Annotated in this window: 1 protein-coding gene; it reads right to left on the bottom strand. The window is 46.9% G+C overall.

The features are described 5' to 3' along the window. Positions 1–1,129 (bottom strand): efflux RND transporter permease subunit (locus tag R7Q47_RS25910; protein WP_318090218.1); only part of this gene is annotated, 1,129 nt, incomplete at both ends.

A 1,129-nucleotide genomic window follows, 5' to 3' on the forward strand; every position in this document is an offset into this window, starting at 1 on the left:
TGCGAGCTCTCGCTCTTGAGGGAGCAAGTAATACGCCTCATCATCACCATGCATGTTCTTGTTGAGACGCTTATAAACATCTGCCAATGTCGCCACATGGTCTGTTTCAGGTTGGTCTCGTAGCCAACTAGAAAACTCACCTATCGTGTTAAGAAAATCAGGAGCGGCAATACCTTGAGACTCGTTGGTTTTAATCGCAATGCTGATGTTGGTCATACCGCTGATTCGCTCTTCCATAAAATCAGCAGCCTGACGAAACTCGTTACGTTGACCAAAGTACTCTACCGATTCGTCATTCACCTTGTTAAGTGGGATAAGACTCGCGCACACGACAATGACAGCAACCGAAAGTGGCAACAAGGCTCTTCGTTGCGAAACCACAAAGTCACCTAAGCGATCCATGACATGTTTTTGGTCTTGTGACGTTTCCATTTTTACGTGGATAGGCAGCAACTTGAGCAACGCCGGCAACAAGGTAACAGAAAGAAAACAGGCGACCATAACACCTAAAGCAGACAAGTTACCGAAGTCTCGCAGGACAGGAGAATCGGACATGTTCATCATCAAGAAGCCAATCGCGGTTGTTACGGATGTAATCAGAATAGGCACGAAATTCAAAGCGATACTACGCTCGATTGACTGCACTTTCGTGAACCCGTTTTTCATTGATTGACGCATGGTCGCAATCACATGAACACAGTCAGCAACCGCAAGCGTCATGATCAACGTTGGAACGTTTACCGTCGCAGTGCTTAAGAACATTCCAGCCCAACCGGAAATGCCCATGGTCGCCATCACAGAACCAATGATGACAATCAGCGTCGCTATCACACTTAGAATGGAACGCAGCATGATAGTCAAAAAGACCAAAATCACAACGAGCATGGTTGGCACTAATGTCGAGCTGTCATCTTGCGCAGCAGTCATAAAAGCGTGGTTCATAGCAATAATGCCCGCTTTATGAAAAGTCACGTCAGGATACGCGCGTTGGTATCGGTCAATCATGGCATTGATACTCGACACCACCTCCTCCACTTCTGCGGTCTTATCCACCTCGGGCAACTGGACGGTAATATTCACCACGGTGACATCACCTTTCTCTGACACCAATGCGCTTTTTAAAACAGGT

Source organism: Vibrio sp. Vb0349 (genome assembly GCF_033338975.1).